This window comes from Natrinema hispanicum (assembly GCF_004217335.1).
GTDB lineage: Archaea > Halobacteriota > Halobacteria > Halobacteriales > Natrialbaceae > Natrinema > Natrinema hispanicum.
This window is the reverse complement of sequence record NZ_SHMP01000001.1, coordinates 18,121-34,885: the sequence shown is the minus strand read 5'-3', so window position 1 is coordinate 34,885 and position 16,765 is coordinate 18,121. Positions and strand designations below refer to the sequence as shown.

At 57.7% G+C, this 16,765-nt stretch carries 18 protein-coding genes; 10 read left to right on the top strand and 8 right to left on the bottom strand.

What is annotated here, in order from left to right; translation table 11 throughout:
• The first annotated feature begins 97 nt into the window (after window positions 1-97).
• Entirely contained in the window at window positions 98-676 is a 579-nt protein-coding gene (locus BDK88_RS00170) for a plastocyanin/azurin family copper-binding protein (RefSeq protein WP_130498624.1), read from the top strand.
• 88 nt (window positions 677-764) lie between these two features.
• Here BDK88_RS00170 and BDK88_RS00165 read toward each other — a convergent pair whose 3' ends face one another.
• Window positions 765-1,979: a hypothetical protein gene (locus tag BDK88_RS00165; RefSeq protein WP_130498623.1), complete on the bottom strand. Its 1,215-nt coding sequence runs from the start codon at window positions 1,977-1,979 to the stop codon at window positions 765-767.
• A gap of 236 nt (window positions 1,980-2,215) precedes the next feature.
• Between BDK88_RS00165 and BDK88_RS00160 the strand changes: the two genes are divergently transcribed.
• The gene (locus tag BDK88_RS00160) at window positions 2,216-3,559 is read left to right on the top strand and encodes a S8 family peptidase (protein WP_207225230.1); all 1,344 of its coding nucleotides are present in this window, start codon (window positions 2,216-2,218) and stop codon (window positions 3,557-3,559) included.
• A 100-nt stretch (window positions 3,560-3,659) separates the two neighbouring features.
• On the top strand, window positions 3,660-4,490 hold the full coding sequence (locus tag BDK88_RS00155) for a glycerophosphodiester phosphodiesterase (RefSeq protein ID WP_207225229.1): 831 nt from the start codon (window positions 3,660-3,662) through the stop codon (window positions 4,488-4,490).
• 511 nt (window positions 4,491-5,001) lie between these two features.
• Here the strand turns inward: BDK88_RS00155 and BDK88_RS00150 are convergent.
• A complete protein-coding gene (locus BDK88_RS00150; protein ID WP_207225228.1) occupies window positions 5,002-5,640 on the bottom strand; it encodes a hypothetical protein in 639 nt (212 codons plus the stop codon).
• Between the two features lie 114 nt (window positions 5,641-5,754).
• Here BDK88_RS00150 and BDK88_RS00145 point away from each other — a divergent pair, with 114 nt between their 5' ends.
• The 7 genes from BDK88_RS00145 to BDK88_RS00115 all read left to right on the top strand — a co-directional run bounded on the left by BDK88_RS00145 (window position 5,755) and on the right by BDK88_RS00115 (window position 11,762).
• A complete protein-coding gene (locus BDK88_RS00145; protein WP_130498622.1) occupies window positions 5,755-6,591 on the top strand; it encodes a hypothetical protein in 837 nt (278 codons plus the stop codon).
• 245 nt (window positions 6,592-6,836) lie between these two features.
• Window positions 6,837-7,922, top strand: a complete 1,086-nt coding sequence (locus BDK88_RS00140; RefSeq protein ID WP_130498640.1) for an extracellular solute-binding protein — start codon at window positions 6,837-6,839, stop codon at window positions 7,920-7,922.
• 3 nt (window positions 7,923-7,925) lie between these two features.
• A complete protein-coding gene (locus BDK88_RS00135) occupies window positions 7,926-8,864 on the top strand; it encodes an ABC transporter permease (protein WP_130498621.1) in 939 nt (312 codons plus the stop codon).
• Entirely contained in the window at window positions 8,861-9,745 is an 885-nt protein-coding gene (locus BDK88_RS00130; RefSeq protein ID WP_130498620.1) for an ABC transporter permease, read from the top strand. Before BDK88_RS00135 ends, BDK88_RS00130 begins: the two co-directional genes overlap by 4 nt.
• On the top strand, window positions 9,745-10,485 hold the full coding sequence (locus BDK88_RS00125; RefSeq protein ID WP_130498619.1) for an ABC transporter ATP-binding protein: 741 nt from the start codon (window positions 9,745-9,747) through the stop codon (window positions 10,483-10,485). Before BDK88_RS00130 ends, BDK88_RS00125 begins: the two co-directional genes overlap by 1 nt.
• A gap of 356 nt (window positions 10,486-10,841) precedes the next feature.
• Window positions 10,842-11,114, top strand: coding sequence for a hypothetical protein (locus BDK88_RS00120; RefSeq protein WP_130498618.1), 273 nt, complete (start codon window positions 10,842-10,844; stop codon window positions 11,112-11,114).
• A 459-nt stretch (window positions 11,115-11,573) separates the two neighbouring features.
• The gene (locus tag BDK88_RS00115) at window positions 11,574-11,762 is read left to right on the top strand and encodes a hypothetical protein (protein ID WP_242611582.1); all 189 of its coding nucleotides are present in this window, start codon (window positions 11,574-11,576) and stop codon (window positions 11,760-11,762) included.
• A 32-nt stretch (window positions 11,763-11,794) separates the two neighbouring features.
• On the opposite strand, the gene BDK88_RS00110 is transcribed toward BDK88_RS00115, so the two are convergent.
• The 6 genes from BDK88_RS00110 to BDK88_RS00090 all read right to left on the bottom strand — a co-directional run bounded on the left by BDK88_RS00110 (window position 11,795) and on the right by BDK88_RS00090 (window position 16,575).
• The gene (locus BDK88_RS00110) at window positions 11,795-12,958 is read right to left on the bottom strand and encodes an ABC transporter permease (RefSeq protein ID WP_130498617.1); all 1,164 of its coding nucleotides are present in this window, start codon (window positions 12,956-12,958) and stop codon (window positions 11,795-11,797) included.
• Window positions 12,958-13,620: an ABC transporter ATP-binding protein gene (locus BDK88_RS00105; protein WP_130498616.1), complete on the bottom strand. Its 663-nt coding sequence runs from the start codon at window positions 13,618-13,620 to the stop codon at window positions 12,958-12,960. The genes BDK88_RS00110 and BDK88_RS00105 overlap by 1 nt, the downstream gene beginning before the upstream one ends.
• The gene (locus BDK88_RS00100; protein WP_130498615.1) at window positions 13,617-14,492 is read right to left on the bottom strand and encodes a COG1361 family protein; all 876 of its coding nucleotides are present in this window, start codon (window positions 14,490-14,492) and stop codon (window positions 13,617-13,619) included. Before BDK88_RS00100 ends, BDK88_RS00105 begins: the two co-directional genes overlap by 4 nt.
• Before the next feature lie 554 nt (window positions 14,493-15,046).
• Entirely contained in the window at window positions 15,047-15,604 is a 558-nt protein-coding gene (locus tag BDK88_RS00095) for a DUF4870 domain-containing protein (RefSeq protein ID WP_242611581.1), read from the bottom strand.
• Window positions 15,537-15,899 (bottom strand): DUF4870 domain-containing protein, encoded by a 363-nt coding sequence (locus BDK88_RS21630; RefSeq protein WP_242611580.1) that lies wholly within the window; start codon window positions 15,897-15,899, stop codon window positions 15,537-15,539. The genes BDK88_RS00095 and BDK88_RS21630 overlap by 68 nt, the downstream gene beginning before the upstream one ends.
• A 73-nt stretch (window positions 15,900-15,972) precedes the next feature.
• The gene (locus BDK88_RS00090) at window positions 15,973-16,575 is read right to left on the bottom strand and encodes a hypothetical protein (protein ID WP_130498614.1); all 603 of its coding nucleotides are present in this window, start codon (window positions 16,573-16,575) and stop codon (window positions 15,973-15,975) included.
• Between the last annotated feature and the right edge of the window lie 190 nt (window positions 16,576-16,765).

Below are 16,765 nucleotides of genomic sequence, written 5' to 3'. Positions count from 1 at the left end.
CTGTAGCAATGCCACATTCGCCATCTTGCGCTTGCGATACCACATCGTCGAGTCGTGAGGCAAAACGCACTGTCGACTACCGATATCACGCCCGGACATGAACCCAACCCGCCGAACTGCACTCAAACGACTGGCTGTTGCATCAACCACGGTCGGCCTCGCTGGCTGTACGAACACCGGCGAGAGCGTTCCGTCGAATGATACTGAGAATCCCGACTCTGGGGAGACGAACTCCTCGGACGGTACAGGATCCGACGAGCCCGGCGACTACACCGTGGGAATGTATACCGACCTGTACTATGACCCGGTTGGGCTACACGTCGAACCGGGTGAGACCGTCTCGTTCAAACTGGTAAGCGGTGCCCACTCGGCGACCGCTTATCATCCCGACAATGAGAACGCCCTGAACCGCCGTATCCCGGAGGGCGCACCGGCCTGGGACACGACAGTGGTCGGGGAAATCGACACCCTTCACAACGTTACGTTCGAGACGGAGGGTACCCACGACTACTACTGTATTCCACACAAGATGGTCGGAATGGTTGGACGAATCGTCGTCGGCGAACCCGGCGGTCCTGCCGAAGACTCCGACAATCCGGATCTTTCGTTGCCCAACTCGTCGCGAATCGTCGACGAAGGATCGATCGCGTGGGACGACTGGAAGTCAAACGTGTAATTGTTTTCCGTGGTTTTCGTCCCAACTCACACTGCCCCGGCGAGAGGTCCGCTTTTCTCTTCTTGGCTCTGATCGCCTCTGCGCAGGTTTAAAGATGAGTGTCCACGAAGGCGTTCCAGTGGCCTCGAGCGGTCGCGGTCGCTCCTTGTAGCGTCGGAATTACGCCCCACGTGACACCCCGACGGAGGGTGCTTGCGGTTCGGAAGCTAGAGCCGAAATCGGACTGAAGCTCTCGAAGGTGGTCTGCAGAGCTGGTCGCTTCGACGACGAGGAGATCAGCACCCCTGTCGACGGTCAGTTTGATCCCGTCGAGCTGGGTCGCAAACCGATCTTCGATCTGGTCGACGGTCTCCGCGGCGGCCTCGACGGGGGCGTCACCGTCGTAGGCGATGATGAGGCGGGCACTGGGATCGTCCGGGTAAACGCCGATGGCAGCTGCGCCGACGTCGTTCGTGAGTTCTGCAAGGTCGACGTCATCGGGGAGGACGGACGCGGTCGTGAGTGCCCCCTCAACGTGGTCTGGGACGAGAGATCCGGACTCTGCGGCGAAGTCCCACTCGACGCCCGCAATCCCAGCCGCGCCAGAGAGTTCCGTGAGAACGTCGGCGGCGTACTCGCTCTGGGGACCGAACCGATCGGCCTCGCCCGCGTAGGCATCGATGAGAAGGTCGACGGCCTCATCGGGATCGGTGTCGAGCTCGCGGATGCCACCGACAAGCGCTCGCCCGTCGGACACGGCGACGACGACATTACTGTCCAGACGGTCGTCGCTGACTGCGTAGTGATCGTACTCGTCGCCCCCGTCGGCGGCGAGGTCCGTGACCGTTTCGAGGCCGTCGGTGACGGCCGCGGTATCGAAGGAACCCTCGAGGACGATACCGCCGACGGCGTCCGCGTCGTCAAACTGTCCGGCCCCGATGGCGGCGACACGATCGATGTCGTCAACTTCGATGCCGCTTACGTCAATAGCTGTCCAGGCGTCTTCGACCGGCAGGTCGATCTCCGCGTCGACATCGTCGATGACGCGATCAAGAGACGTGCTTCCGTCGCTAGTCCAGGATTTTCGCACGTCGTCAGCGTCGAGTTCGAGAAGGTCGTCGTGCTTGCGGAGGGCAGCAACGTCGACGTCAACAAACCCAGTCGCGTCCTCAACATCGACCTGCGCGGGGTCGAACAGCCATGACCCGGACGCGTTGCCGGCAGCGGCGACCGACGAGAGTGTCACAGCGCCGAGTCCGGCGCCGACGGCCGTGCTTGCGAGGGAATTATTCGCCGAGTCATCTCTGTCATCTTTGGATGGCATATGACCACGGTTCACTGAATAGATATTAATATCTTTGGGAGAAAGGTAATAATTATACCAAAATAACTCGCATAAAGTGGATGGCTGTATAATATCTAATCTATTTCTCGTCCCAGTGTACAGCTCCTATTTGTTGGCTCATTATCAAATATGGTAAAGACCACCAATTATTATCTATAATTGAAATTTCTTCTACGCTAACTTTTATGTTGACACATGAGTTTTTCTGAGGGTACATGTCAGATGAAAAACGACGCGAGGTCGATAGGCGCGGGTTCCTCACGATCAGCGGTGCAGTGATCGGCGGCATCGCCGCAGGGACGTCGGTCACTGTCGCGGAGTCGACGGAGCGATTCCTCGTCGATACCGGTAATATCGACCGATCCGAACTCGAGTCCGCGGTCGACGAGATCATCCACGACATCGAGGCTATCGACATTGCGGTCGTACGCGGAGCCGAAAGCGACCTTGAGCGCGTCACCGAAGAGTTCGAACCGGACACAGTATACGAACTCGACCTCCCCGCCCAGCGGACCGAGGCCCCCGAGGTCGGCGACGCTGACGTGTCGTCGACCAGTATTGACGCCCTGTTCGGACCGGCACAATGGGATAAGCAGGTCCAGGACATCCCGGAAGCGCACGAAATAACGAAGGGCGAAGGCGCTCGTGTGACGATTCTCGATACGGGTATCGGGACGTTCTTCGGTGATGATGTCTTCCACCCGGATCTGAGCGTCAACACCGATCTCTCGAAGAACTTCACCGAGGACGGCGGCGACGCCGGCGATGCCGGTTTCCACGGGACGGCCGTCGCGGGGACCGTCGCGGCCCAGGGCGTCGGCGTCCTCGGCACCGCACCAGAGGCCGAACTCGTCTCGTGTCGCGTGTTCAGCGGGATGGGCGGCGCCGCCTTCGGCGACATAGTTGCCGCAATGAACTACAGCGTCGACATCGACGCCGACGTCGCGAACATGAGTCTTGGTGCCTATCCCGTCCCGCGGGAGGGGATCGGAAAGTTCTACGGCGGTGTTCTCAACCGCACGACCGCCCGGGCAAACAGCAACGGGACGCTGCTCGTCGTCTCGGCGGGCAATGACAGCGCGGACCTCCAGGATGACGGGAGTATTGTCAGCCTCCCGAACCAAGCCGCCAATACAGTAAGCGTCAGCGCGACGTCGCCGGCAGGATTCGATCCGCTGTTTGGTACCCCACCGGAGGAGCCCGCAGAGACGCCGGCGAGTTACACGAACTACGGCACCAACGTTATCAATGTCAGCGCGCCCGGCGGAGATGTCCGTGAGGACGGTAGTCTCTTCGATCTGGTGCTGACCACCGCGCCGCCGCTGAATATCCTACTGCCGTACATCTACATTTCGGGTACCAGTTTCTCGGCGCCGCAGGTCGCTGGCGCCGCGGCGCTGGTCAGGAGCGTCGATCCCGACGCCTCGACGAAACAGGTCCGATCGATCTTGGAGCGCAACGCCGTCAACGCCAACGAGCTCTCCGGCGACAATTCGTTCCACGGCCGCGGGTTCCTCGACCCCGTCCCGTCGGTCAAAGACGCGAGCAACGCCAACTGAACATTGTGCCAGTTTCATCGGGGCCGGCCCGAGACGTCATGATTTCGGTCGCCGATCGGCGTCCCAAACGGAGAGAACACGGTGACCGGGTGAGACACGAGTGACCCAAACGAATGGCTACACGGACGCAAACGCGGTCGTGAACGGAAACAGAGATACAGATACAGGCACGAACAGGAACGCGTTTGCGGAGGATCAGTCCTCGAGTCCTGCTGTCCGGCGACCGCCCGGGGCGCTTCCGCGGGTCATCGCCCATCGCGGGTTCGCTGATGACTACCCTGAGAACACGACGGCGGCGTTTCGCCGGGCCGCGCGGTATGCCGACGCCGTCGAGATAGACGTCCGCCGGTGTGGATCGGGAGAACTCGTAGCATTCCATGACGCCACCCTCGATCGAGTCACGGACGCTTCTGGGAGGGTCGACGAGACACCGCTGTCTACGCTCCGGAATGTGGACGTACTTGGCACCGGGCAAGGCATCCCGACCCTTCGCGAGGCGATCGCGGCTATCCCCTCGGAAACGGACGTGACCGTCGAACTGAAAGAGCCTGTCGTCGAAGATGCCCTCGAGGCCCTCGACGTTGATAATGAAGTCGTTGTCTCCTCACTGGACCAGTCGATCCTCGAGCGGGTGCGGGCCCGGGGCGGGCCGCCGACCGCCCTGGTGCCGCTGCCTGGAACCGGCGGCATCAAGATGGCAGCCGAGGCCGGCTGTTCGGCGGTCCACCCTCGGCGAGCGACAGTGTTTCTCCGGCCTGGCTACGTCGAGCGCGCCAACCGGGCCGGACTGGCTGTCAACGTCTGGCCCGTGCGGGATGCCGTCGACGCCGCCCGACTCGCGGCGATCGGCGTCGACGGAATCGCAGCCGACAGCGCCGGTCTCGTCCACCGAGACGGCGCCTCTCTTTCCCGGATGGACGGAAAACGGTAGTCCATTTTTTGGACAACCTCCTCGAGTACGATGTCGAACCACGCGAAGCCACCGACGCACTCGAGAGTGAATCGTAGGAAACTGTCACAGAACGAGTCAGACAGGGTATCGCCCCCAGTAGTAAAGTACCACGGGTCGGGTGACCCGTGGCGTTCGTCTCTGGTCACATCCACGAAAAATCGTGGAACGTGACGGCACCGAACTTTAATTCCCTCCGCGCTCACCTGACGGCTCGCGTGGAACCAATATACACCCGAACACGCTCGTGAATCCTACCCCAATAGAGGTCTTCTATCGGTCCGTAGGAACCGTATCCGTGGAGGTCAGCCGCTTTACGTCGGCTCGACACCACCCGGCTCACCGAGTTTGTCTCAGTCGGATTTTGCGAGGTTGTTAACGGTTAGTCCCGCTTCGATATACGACATATTAGCACTTGAGCCTATGGATTCTGGAAGGAGCGTACGCGATTCACCCACGGGTCAGGTGACCCGTGGAACTCTCGCGGCTTTCTTTAGAACAGTTCGTCGAGCGGGCGATCTGCGTCGTCCTCGGTGGTGGCATCCGGGTCTGGTTTCACCGGGGGAGCGTCGAAGAGTCGGCCGCCACCACGCTCCCGGGCAGCCAACACATCGTCAAGTTCGGCTTGCATTTCATCGTCGAGAGTGGGCGCGGTGAAAGCGTTGGCAACGTCATCAGGCAGGGCGGGACGAGGTGCGTTTCGGTGCCGCTCGATTTTCTCAGTTAGATAGAGGTTGTCCTGAAGGGCGCGCAGCACAGGCACGTACCGGAGGTAGTCGTATTCATCGAGTAGAGTGATGCCGTAGCTAGTGAACCGCCAGAACTCGCGTGGATCATTCTGCTCAGCGTCATCACCGTCATAGATCTGTTTTGTCGCGAGTTCTTTCTCCGCGAGGCGATCGAGATGCTCAAGGATGGTCGACCGATTCTTGGGTACCAGGTATTCCAATTCGTCCAGTGTGACGAGATGGTCTGGATGCCCGAGGATTGCCTGGATAATGTAGTAGCGAGTTTCCTGCGTAATAAACCGGTGTGCGCGTCGCTGTTTCTCGAACGGCAGAACGTCTTCCCCACCGAAAGGATCGGTTGGCCTTTCGGGCGGGCCGCGGTGGGCGTCCGCGCTATTGCTCATATGCGTCTTTTCCAGCCGAAGTTATGTAACTGTTCGGATTGACCAGGTTGGGATTAGAGCAGTTAGCCAACTTGCGCATGAACATTTAAGCCAAACACTTCTGTAGGGAGGAACATGAGTGGTCCACGGGTTCCCCAGAACGCAAACGCCATCTACCAAGCTGTCAACCGAATATTCGAGGGAATAGAAGCGCCACAGAGAGACTGGCAGGAAGTCATTCGATACATGAACGAGGAACTGCCACGATTCGAGCAAGCAGATACCAGTTACCTCGTTCTCGGTAGCTATCGGGGCCAGTACGGGCACCGGCTGCGCGAGTTCGCTAACTGCTTGAACATGTCAACCAACTCCGAGTCGATCGTGCTTGGAGACACGCTCGATCTTGATACGGCGGTTATCCCTGAATTCGATATCAAAATCAATCTCCTCGGCGAATTCGCTGACTCTATTGCGGGTGTCTATGAAAAAGAAGACGGCGGAGAGAGTCCTGAATTAGGCGTGTGCAGATCGTTGTTCGCGAGGAAGACGTTTGTGTTCCCTCGAGATTACACAGGCCTCACTCGTGACAACCTCGAGACGCGAGAGGACGTCATCCAAGCAGCACTCAGCATTTACTACACGGATTTCGACAACATCGATGATAAGGACCGAGAGCAAGAAAAGAAGAAACGAGAGTTAGCGTCGCTCATCACAGCCGCACAGCGCGAGGGAATCAACATCACTGAGCGCGAGTTAACCGACATTATTAAAGAGAGAACTGCCAGTGTCGACGAGGAACCGGCAGTGTACAGTTGGGTGCATCTGAGTTTCTTCAAGCGGTGGGAAGCGATGGGGCAGTGCTACCCGTGGACGACGCTTGAAGAACTGCGTGATCTTGCTGACGAGATGCCAGGACCGGTGCGACCACGCTGGGAAACTGAATTTGACGTCGACACCTTCCTTGACGAATAGAACTCTTCTTAGGGTCCTTCAGGCTTAACCCCGAGGCGGTTCATGCTTCGACTCTCGATCACCGTCGCGACTCTGCTTCAGCACTATTGACCCACAACTATTGGCATATCAATAGGTATCCAGGATCCTTTGTCGGAGTAAAAACTGCTACAAACTCCTCATAGCAACGATATTTGATGATAGGTTATTCTAATCAATTGATGTGTTCAACCAGGCGTACTTTTCTTGGCGGTTCGACAGCAGCGTTGGCCGGCCTTGCCGGCTGCATAACGACGACCGATTCCAATCCGTCAAGCGGGGGCGGTAAGCAGTCGTACGAGGTCGGACACGGGGTCTACCAGACGAGCATCAAGGCGTCTGCTTTCCCCGACATGCTGTATTTCTATTGTGTACAGTCAGGGTGGATGAACTGGCCGTCGATAATGGAGTCCTTTGAGGAGAAATACGGTGTCGCCGTCCACGACGACGACCGTTCCTCTGGCGAGGCACTCCAACATATGCGCTCGCACGCGAACAGCCTGACCCACTCGGGGTACAACGGTGGGTATACCTACGGGATCGTCGCTCACAACGATGACTTCACCCAGGCCTACAAGCCGAAGGGTTGGGATAAGGTGCCCGACTCGCTCAAGACCAACGACGGTCATGTCACGGCTACCCGGCGCGTAACGACGGCAGTGACGTACCGGAAAGACATATACGAGGAACGCGGCCTCGAGAAACCGACAACGTGGGCAGACCTCCTCCAGCCAGAAATCATGCAGGACTTGGCGCTCCAGACCCCGCAGGCGGCGGTCGGTCTTGCGTCGGCGCTCTCGGTCAACAACGCCCGTGGAGGGAGCATGGACGATCTCCAGCCAGTTATCGACTACTACAACCGGATTCAAGAGGGCGGCGCGGAGTTCACCGACAACTTCCTCGCGCAGTTCTCCCGGGGCGAGTACGCGACGTTCATCCGATACGACTACTCGGGGCTTGACCTCAAGTACAACAACGACGAGGTCGCTGAGGAGAACGTCGGTGTTTCTCTTCTGGGTGGCGAGAACGGGAACAAGGGCGCACTGAACATGCCGTACGGCTACGCCCTCCTGAAGGACGCACCGAACCCGGAGGCTGGAAAACTGTTCATGGATTACGTCCTCTCGCTGGAAGGCCAACAGCAGTTCCTCGACGCGTACGTCCGGCCGATTCGGTCCTCGGAGCTCGACCTTCCTGACGAGTTCATCGATCCCACCGAGTACGATCGGACCGAGTTCCAGGTCGACTACGGTCAACTGGTCGAACAACAGGAATCTATTATCCAGGAGATCACCCGGGGTGCGAACCTCTGAGAGATGTCCGACCGACACGCTGGCGGTGGCGCTCTCTCGACGGCCCGGTCTATCGGGGTACAAACAGTCGGCACGTTCGAGGCGGCCCTGAACCCGGTCACTGAACGAGACCGCGAATATCGTCGGATCCTCGTGCTATGTGCGCCGTTCATGATGCTCATGTTTGTCGCGGGAATCTATCCCCTGTCGGAAGTCGTGCGCATCAGTCTCTCTACGGCGCAGTACCGGTCGGTTGGGCTCTCACTGGATGCCTATGCGACGCTGTTTGGCGACTCCTACTACCGGCGGGTGGCGTTCAACTCGTTGTGGCTGGCCGCGGGAACGACGCTGGTCTCGGTCGGTCTAGCCGTTCCGATCGCACACGCCCTCGAGAAGTACGACCTGCCTGGCGAGGACTTCTTGGTCACGCTGGTCTCGTTTCCCATCAGCCTCCCAGGTATCGTTGCCGCGTTCATGATCCTGGTACTGTTCGGGAACAACGGACTCGTCACGGCGGTACTTGCCGCCCTCTCCGGTTCCCAACCCCTCGACATCGCCTTCGCGGTCAGTGTGCCGGGCTTGTTCATCGCCTTCGTCTACTCCATGGTTCCTCGGGCGACGCTCATCCTCCGCGGTACGTACGCCGAGGTCGACACAGCCGCCGAGGAAGCCGCCCAGTCGCTTGGCGCAACACCCTTCGAGACGTTCCGGTACGTCACACTTCCGCAGATCAGACCGGGTATCACCGGTGCGATAATCCTCACGTTCCGGACGGGCCTGGCCATCTTTGGGACGCTTATCGTCATCCAGACGCTGGTCGTCTGGACGCTCCAGATTTCCCGGGAACTTGGGCCGGGCTACAACGTGCAGGTCGCCGGCGCGATGGCGACGGTGTACTTCCTGTTTACCTTCCTGTTCACCGTCCTTGGACTCCGGTACACCAGCGCGGAGGTTGGAATATGACGCGGGCACTCTCCCGTCGGTTCGGGAGGCCGGCCGTGACGCTGACCCTGCTGCTGACGGTCATGTTCCTGATAGCTCCTATTGTCCTTACCATCATCGCCTCCTTCGCTACGAACTGGACCGGCGTTTTCCCCTCCGGGTTCGTTACCTTCCAAAACTGGCGTGAGGTGTTGGGGCTTGCGGAGACGATCGGCTCACAACGAAGCATGGGTTGGGACCCCCTGTTCCGTTTCCCTATCGGCGGCGAAAAAGCCCTCACGCTGATGGTTCCAGCGGAACTGGCGTTCAGTATCGGACTGGCGCTGGGGGGCGTCCTGATCAATCTGGTCGTCGGTGTCCCAATCGCCTACGCCGTCTCACGCTACGAGTTCCGCGGCAGGGAATGGGTCAATGCCGTGTCGGTCCTGCCGCTTGTCCCGGGCGTCATCCTAGGTGTGGCGTTCCTCCGGGCCTATCCGGTGCTCTCGGGGACGAGTTTCGGGCTCATTGTCGGCTACTCCCTGCTCAAAGCACCGTTCATGGTGATGGCGGTCCAGAGCGAGTTCGAGTCGATGCCACTCAGGCAATTAGAAGAGTCCGCTCGATCGCTCGGTGCGTCCTGGCCGCGGACGTTCCTGACGGTCATCGTCCCGAACGCTCGCTCGGGCATCATCTCGGGTGCTATCATCTGCTGGACGCTCGCAGCGGCGGAGTTCAACTTCTCGTACATCGTCTGGGCGAAGGGCACGCAACCGCTCGCGCTGTTCCTGCAACGCCACATCTCGAATAGTTCGTTCACCAAAGCAGCGGCGGCCGTGTCGATGTTCTTTTTCATCATCGTCGCGATCACCGTCTTTTTACAGCAGGTGGGTCGCCGCGGATTCGAAATCAGAGGAAGCTAATGGCAGACGTAACACTAGACGCAGTTCGGAAAGAGTACGACGACACAACGGCGATGGACAACGTCTCGCTCACCGTCTCCGACGGGGAGATCCTGGGCGTGCTCGGCCCCTCCGGATGTGGGAAGACCACGACCCTGCGGACCATCGCTGGCTTCGAGACACCAACCAGCGGATCGGTCAGGTTCGATGATGAGGACGTGACGAACGTCCCACCCGAGAACCGCAACGTTGGCTTGGTTTTTCAGGAGTACGCGCTGTTTGATAATATGACCGTTGCGGAGAACGTAGCGTTCGGCCTGAAGATGCGCGGCGCCGGGAAACGCGAGCGACGGGCACGAGCGGATGAATTGCTCGAAATGCTCGATATTGGCAGTATGGGAGACCGCGATCCAACGACCCTCTCCGGCGGCCAGCAACAGCGCGTCGGATTGGCACGTGCGCTTGCTATTGAACCAAATATCCTCCTGCTCGACGAGCCGATGACGGGGCTCGACGCCCGACTGAAGACCCGTCTCCAGACCGAAATTGGTACGCTCCTAACCGACCTGAACGTCACCGGGCTTTACGTCACCCACGATCAGGAGGAGGCGATGGTGATGTGTGACCGCGTCGCCGTAATGAACGACGGTCGGGTTGAGCAGGTCGGGACGCCGCGCGAGATCTACGAGTCCCCGGCCAATGAATTCGTCTCGGAGTTCGTCGCGCTGGACGCACCTGACCTGCCGTTTGTTCAATGGTGATGTATCGTGACGTGGGATGATGCCGTCCAAGTCACACTTCTTAGCCGTGGCGGTGAGGGTGCCAAGCCCCCGCCCTCACGGAGCCGCTGAAGGCGGCGAGTAAAGCGGGGTGGTTCACCAAGCTAGATCTTCAACGCCCACATTTCTCACTGCGAAGTCTCTGATCCCATACGCGCCGCGCACGACTGGCAGCTGGCCGCCGATCGCCTCCTCGAGTAGGATGTCAAACTACGCGAAGCCATCGATGTACTCGAGAGAGGATAGTCTCAGATAAAATATTACTCGAATACGAGCAAAGCCCGTATTTGACGGATACTATTAAGCGGATGACTGTCTAACTGCCTTACAGAACTGCAATGGCTCGCGTTACAGATCCACGGCCACCACTTCCGGAGTGGATTCTCGAGTGTTACGATCGGCTGTGTTCACGGGCTTGTCAGCCAACTCACGGAGAAGACAGTGTTCCGCTGATCGGTTACGACGACGCCACTGACATCTTGGTCGCCGATGCAGAGTTAGCGCTCGAGCAACGGGACGTCGAGCATGCACTTACCCGCCTCCTCGAACGAGGCTACTTCTACGAAGTCGAGAACGAACTTCGGATCACATCGCCGGAAGAACAGTGTTAGCTATTTGTCAAGGAGCTGTCTTGAACGACGGTCGATCGGCGCACCAAGCCAGTCTCGGGTCCATTCGTCTTTAGCTAAGACTGATAGTAATATTCAAAGCTGAGAATATAACTAAAAGTATTGGGAAGGCCAATTCCGGCCGGTGAGACGCTGTTCATCGTGAAACCAGGTGATAAGAAACGCTGAGAATTGGTGTCTTCGGCGTTTTGGCGAGGTGTACGAGCGAAATTCGATCGAAGATCACGGCTAGATAGTATTACTGTGAGTATTAGCTAAAGACGGATGACCAAAAGAGTCGTCCACCGCGTTCACTACGAGCCCGAAACGTGAGCTCAGTAGCGTGTAACCCTACCGATGCTGACCGTATCGTGAATCGCCTCGGGGTCAAGTGGTTCGAGAATCGAAGATTCTCGTCATCACGGAAATCGGACATTTCTGAACGACCTTGGGGTATTCGCCTTGTTTGCTGATAACGGCGTCGCCGCCCCTGCGGACTGGCCGAACAACGAGATGTTCGGTGATCAGGTCCTCTTGTCACCGCCAGGAACTGAGGCGAACGCCGAGGCGCGCAAAGCCGACGCTGTTGACGACGACGAACTCAATTACTACGACTGGTGGTCCGTCACCCGCGACCAGCAACGGCACTAACTAATCGCATTTCAACGGGACCAAAAGTTTGGTCAGCCGCGGAGTGCTTCAACGGGCCGATCGTTGGCTGCCTTCCACGCAGGGTAGAGCCCACTCACCACGCTCGCCCCGACTGCAAACAGAAATCCGTACACCAGATACCTGGCGCTCTCCCACTCAAAGACAATCACCGCGTCACCAGCAAGCACTTGGAATAGTGCGAGTCCAATGACGAGCGAAATGAGCACTCCGGCGAGACCGCCGATCGCGCCGAGAAATGCTGCTTCAATGAGGATCATCCGAAGCACCTCGCCGCGACGAATACCAACCGCCCGGAGGACGCCAATCTCACCGCGACGCTCGATTGTACTCATCAGCATAACGTTGAGGATGGCCACGCTCGCAACGACCAGCGAGATCGATCCGATCCCGAGTAACGCGAGGCGAAGCGTGTTCATGAATGAATTAATATTTTCTTGGACATCACTGTAATCGGTGATACTCAGTTCTTCGTCGACTTCTCCGTTGTGAGTCTCCTCATTAAAGTGGTTCCGGAGGATCGTCGCAATCTCGGTGGCTGCATCACCATCTTCGGTTACAATGGTCACCGAATCGTAATTCTCCCGATCAGAAAGTGCTGACTCCGGCACAACGAGTTGTCCTCGTCCTCCTCCTCCGAATCCTTGATCGGATTCAATGAGTCCACGAACACGGTACATTTGCCCGTTATACTCGATGGGATCGCCAATCTCAATTCCGAGTTGATTGGCTGTGCTATCGGTAAGTAATACACCGGATTGGAGTCGTTCGGGAGACTCACCGGCCGACACGTCATACAACACGTTCGCCTGTATCAAGGCGATTACACTGACGTTTTCTTCTTGTCCATTCCGTGAGCTAATAGTAGTCGCGTCGGAATACTGGGGGACGACGTCGACATTGCCGGCGACGTTTCGGACTTCATCTACCTGATCAGCGGTCACGCCAGCAGTTGAACTGTCTTCACCGGACGTGATTGTCACCTCGTTCGTGAGACTACCGAGGTCGGACGTCGCTTGCTGTTGGATCGCCACGCCTGTAATACCGAGCGATGCGATGGAGATCACACCGATCACGATCCCGAGCGACGCCAACGCTGTTCGGATTCGATTTCGACCGAGATTCCGCCAAGCCATCTGAGCGCTAGGGAACCGCCACAGTAGTTCCGTGATTCCCATTACTGAATCTCCCCGTCGATAAGCCGAACAACGCGATCCGCGTACCCGACCATCTGCTCGTCATGGGTTACTGAAACGATGGCGATATTTTCGTCCTCCTTGAGCCGAGTGAGTTCCTCGAGGATTGTCCGGCCGGTGTCTTGATCCAAGTTCCCCGTCGGTTCGTCCGCGAGCAGGATATCTGGCTCGTTGATCAACGCACGTGCGATGGCGACGCGCTGGCGTTGGCCCCCCGACAGTTGGTCTGGCCTATGATCGAGACGATCGCCAAGTCCAACGCGGTGAAGGAGGTCCACTGCACGGTCGTGACGGTCAACCGATGTATCCCACATCGTTGGAAGTTCAACGTTCTCCGTCGCCGTGAGCATCGGTAGGAGGTGGAAGTCCTGAAATACGAAGCCGATCTCCGACCGGCGTTCCTCCGTGAGTTCGTCCTCCGTGAAGTCGGTCACGTCGCGGCCGTCAAGCCGAATATGGCCCTCCGTTGGCGTGTCGAGTAACCCAATCATATTGAGCAACGTACTCTTCCCAGACCCCGAGGGACCGGTTATCGTGACCATCTCTCCACGCTCGGCACGGAAATCAACATGTTTCAGCGCTTCGACCGTCTCGTGACCGGTCTGATACCGTTTCACCACGTCGGTAAGCGCGATGACGCTCATGGATTACGCCACCGATAGATGCCGAACCCAACGATGCTGACAACAAGTACTGCCAGGACTGTACTAATCGATGTCAAAGGGAGGCCCGATCCGCCAGGAGACTCCTGTCCGGTCGCGGTGTCGGTCGTCTGACTGCTGCGGACCGCAGCTGAACTTCCCGGAGAGACATCGACCAATTGTGTTGTCGTCACTCGATCGTTATCGACGATGTACATGATCTCGACGGGAACTGACGACGTCGCTCCCTCAACCTCCGCCGTCAATTCGAAGGTGGAGAACTCGCCGGCCTCAACCGTTCCAATGTAGTAGTCACCCAACGGAGACGTGGGACTCACGTTGTCGGTGTCCTCAACGCTAACGAGGACTGACTCAGCGTCGGTGTTCCCAATGTTCGCCGAATCGCCTTGGATCGTCACTCCGGAGCCACTCTGTGTCGTTTCGATACTCGTGAGTCGCATTTCGCCCGCCAACGGATAGTCAACGACGTGAGTGGTGGTAGTCGTATAGGTCTCTTCCTGAGCTGTATAGGTGGCAGTGACCGTCACTTCCTCCCCGTTCAGTCCCTCCGTATCGAAGGCCACAGAGCGGCTGGTGTCAGGCTCGGTCTCAAACAGGTACTTCTGAGCAATCGTCTCCTCGTCAGCGGTTGCAGTCAGTTCGATGTCGCTCACGTTCACGTTCCCGTAGTTGGTGAACTCGACTGCAGTCGATTTGTTGTCATCAGTGGTCACCGACAGATCAGCGTTGACGTTTAATTCAGACACCGCTATCGAGACAGGATATTCGTAAGCTTCGGTGCCCCCGTTCTCTCCTTGGACAAGCACGTAGACGGTCAGCGACTTCATACCGGGATTGTCGAAGCTGACCGTCATCGGAACGCTTACCGAACCCCCCGGAGCGAGCGAACCGATGTCTTCAACGCGTCTGTATGTCTTCGCGCTGTTTGACTTCCGCACTTGCACTCTCTTAATGTCGATAGTCTCGTTACTGGTCTCGAGGGTCGACACTTCGGCAGTGACCGTGACGGTTTCGCCGGTTACCGGTTCATCGTTTGAAACCGAGACATCTGAGATATGTACTTTTGTTTGGTCCGCCGATACGCTCATCGCCGTTGCTCCCACGCTACTGACAACTACGAGAGCGGTGACTGCCAAGATTACCCACCGCGGTCGGCTCATTTACCAGCCCTCCTCGTCATCTCACGGACTGTGACCACGCTCTGCAGATGGGTGCAAAAAGAACAGTTAACAGACAATATCAAACGTGATCGACTTCTCATATACTGTAAATAGCAGCAAGTAAGTAAAATACTTGGCCGAACTAAGTGGGCTTACTTGCCCTCTTCGAGGGCGACGACGATCGATGGCTGGCTCTTGTTGTCGAGGTCCCCTTCGACTGTACCAGTCTCGAGTCGATTTATCCCTCGTCAATACTGCCGGACCAGATACACGACCGTCGCGAGCCAGAAGGTGCCTGCAAAGGCGTAGATCGCGTCACCGAAAGGATTCTCCGAACCGAACTGTAGCGCTGTCAGAATGTATGTCAGTGCGGCACAAGCGAGCGGACTGCCGACATACGGTAACCAGCTCATCGTTGAATTCGAATCCGACTTGGCATTCGCTCGTGCGTCGCGAATGAGGACAACCGGTGTGATTATCGACAAGATGAGCAGGAACATGACCAGTGCGAACCCGATGGCAAAGACGAGGCTGCTTTCTGGCTCTCCTGCTATACTAGTCCAGAAGAGATACGCGAACGTGATTGGAACTGTCGCAGCGTACCCGATGAGGTTCGCCCGCCAAGCGACGGAGCCGTCTGTTTTTGCCTCAAGGAAGCTGATGAAATCTGGTGCGAGTGGATACGACCAGGCGCTGCCGAAGATTGCTTTTCCCGTGGCGATCAGGCCGAATGCGATGTTAATCAGCACCCCAAACGTGAACATGAAGAAGCCTGCTGCAAAAAACGAGGACAGATCCCTGTCCAATCTGTTGGAAGATCGTATTGTCTGGGGCCCACGAGTCGATCGCCAGTCCAACAGCGACTATCCCCAGCAGGGCGGCGAACGTTCCGGTAAATAGTAACTGCCAGTTGAACGCATTTCGGGCGTTTTCTCGTGTGAAGTCGCGTTTCGATACTAGGTATATGACTGCTGGAAAAACAAATCCGGTTCCCAGACCCAGTAGGTGAACGAAGATACCGCTTAGGGTTCGTTCAGTCAAGAGGTTCGGTCCCGGTTGTGTCTGTGAATCGGTCGATGTGGATCGGTGTTCGTTGGACATAGGTGCGTGATGGTCGGTTCGTTTGTGTGACCGTGCTGGGTAGCAGGTGCTTTGTCAATCGATTCGTCGTGAATTACTTGGATTGGATGCTATCGGGAAGAAGGCTCCTCGTTGCCCCTCTGTTGGTCCGAATCATTCGAACCAGTCGCTCAGCGAGCAACAGGGCGAAACACACCACAAAGAGGGTTCCACCAGCTTCCCAATATCCGTTCGTACTCTGTACGAGTGAGTCGCTTGAGATGACCGGTGCAACGATCCCGATCGCAAAGAGGACGAGTGTCAACTGAAAGCCTGCAAGCACCAGCGTTCGGATGGCGTCCGGATTTCGAAGACGAAGAAAATCGCTGACGGAGAGGGTCTCGAGAGAACTCTCGAACGCGAGTGCGTCTTTCCCTTCGGGTGAGAGTGGCCAGCTCGACTCCGGGTGGTTGATATAGTACAGCGTAATCGACTCTGGATACGTATCGTCGGCGATCACGTCCTGCTCGCGGAGTTCGTTTAGTCGGAGCCGAACTGTCTCTTTGCTCACCTCCGGACGGGCTCGAGCACGAATCTGCTCGGCCGAAAAGTATGGCCGCTCGGCTTCGAGCATCGTCTCGACGACGTGGCGCTGTGTGAGCTTTTTGTCGATATTATGTTCAATTCGGTTCTCGATCCAGGGCGGGAGCGTGGACATCGTGTCAGTGATCTCACTATGATTGGATGGGGAGTTAAACCCACATCCGAATTTGGCGGGCACCAAACCGGTTCACAGGCGGTACGAGGCGGATGCCCCGACCCTTGAGGTCGGGGAGGAAGCCGACACTCGATGAAACTCACCACGCTCGATGGCAAGGCCGACTCCCCACCCATACGTAAACCGTTAT